Source organism: Streptomyces sp. A0958, from assembly GCF_004795035.1.
In the GTDB taxonomy this organism is placed as follows: domain Bacteria; phylum Actinomycetota; class Actinomycetes; order Streptomycetales; family Streptomycetaceae; genus Streptomyces.
Genome location: NZ_SSBK01000099.1, coordinates 1 through 1,305, shown reverse-complemented (window position 1 = coordinate 1,305; position 1,305 = coordinate 1). Strand labels below are relative to the sequence as shown.

The window sequence follows — 1,305 nt, the reverse complement described above, 5'->3', positions numbered from 1 at the left end:
TGAAGTTTCCCCGTGATCATGGACACGTTTCCGTTATGCCGCGAGGGCCTGTGCCTGCTGGTAGCGAAGGCGTGTTTCGTGGGGCGTGAGGTAGCCCCAGGTGATGTGCTTGCGAAGTCTGCGGCGGTTGTAGAAAGTCTCGATGAACGCGAAGATTTCGGCGCGGGCGGTGGCCCGGTCGGGCCAGAAGCGGGTGCCGATCTCCTCTTTGAGGACAGCCCAGAAACTCTCGGCCGCGGCGTTGTCGTAACAGACCCCGGTCCGCCCCATGCTCTGACATCCTCTCAACTCCCGTATTCTGTCACGGAGTTGACCTGATGTGTATTCGGATCCGCGGTCCGAGTGAATCACGCAGCCGGACTCGAGGCGGCCCATGTTCGCCGCCATGTCCAGGGCGTCGACGACGAGGTCGGCGCGGTGATGGTCGGCCATCGAGTAGCCGATCACCTCGCGGGTGGCCAGGTCGAGCCAGCCGGCGAGGTAGAGCCATCCCTCGGCGGTGGGGATGTAGGTGATGTCCCCGACGACCTTCGTTCCGGGGCGGTCGGCGTGGAAGTGGCGGCCGATCAGGTCCGGGGCCGGGACGGCACTGGCGTCCTGCTTGGTGAGGCTGCGGCGGCCGGTGCGCCGGCTGTGGCCGGCGATGCCGTGCTCGCGCATGACACGGGCGAGGCGTTTGCGGTTGACCGGGCGGCCCAGGCGCCGCAGTTCAGCGTTCACGCGCGGGACGCCGTAGGTACCCTTCGACGCGATGTGGATCACGGTGATCTCTTGGGCCAGTTCCTCGTCCGCCCGCCGCCGGGCCTTTCGGGCCTCGAGCCCGGCCGCCCAGGCGTAGTAGGTGGAGCGGGCCGTCTTCATCGCCCGGCACAACAGGACGATGGTGTAGTTGGCCTTCTCCGCGTGGATGAACCGGCATATCGCGCTCACCGATCGCTCTCCTTCGCGAAGAAAGCTGTCGCTTTTTTTAGGATCTCGATCGTCTTCGCCTGCTCGACGGTGAGCTTTCGCAGCCGCTTCAGCTCCTCGTCCCGCTCGTCCGTGCTCCCGCCGGGCGGCGCGGTGCTCCCGCCCGCCTCGGCGGCCTTGGTCTTCTTGACCCAGCCGCGCAGGCTCTCGGAACTGATGCCGAGCTCGCGGGCGACATCGGTCACCGTCCGTCCCGACGAGCGCACGAGCTCGATCGCGTCCCGCTTGTACTCATCCGAGTACCGCTTCGTGTACTTGCTTCCCACCTGGCACTACTTCCTCTGGAACCGCTCAGATCCCAGTCTCCAGGTGTCCATGATCAAGGGGAAGCTTCAC

The 1,305-nt window shown here is 65.9% G+C and carries 2 protein-coding genes; both read right to left on the bottom strand.

The genetic code is table 11. The annotated features are described in order from the left end of the window. Positions 1-33 precede the first annotated feature (33 nt). On the bottom strand, positions 34-930 hold the full coding sequence (locus E6P78_RS32495) for an IS3 family transposase (protein WP_168712765.1): 897 nt from the start codon (positions 928-930) through the stop codon (positions 34-36). After that, on the bottom strand, positions 927-1,235 hold the full coding sequence (locus E6P78_RS32490) for a transposase (RefSeq protein ID WP_168712764.1): 309 nt from the start codon (positions 1,233-1,235) through the stop codon (positions 927-929). The genes E6P78_RS32495 and E6P78_RS32490 overlap by 4 nt, the downstream gene beginning before the upstream one ends. Positions 1,236-1,305: the final 70 nt, after the last annotated feature.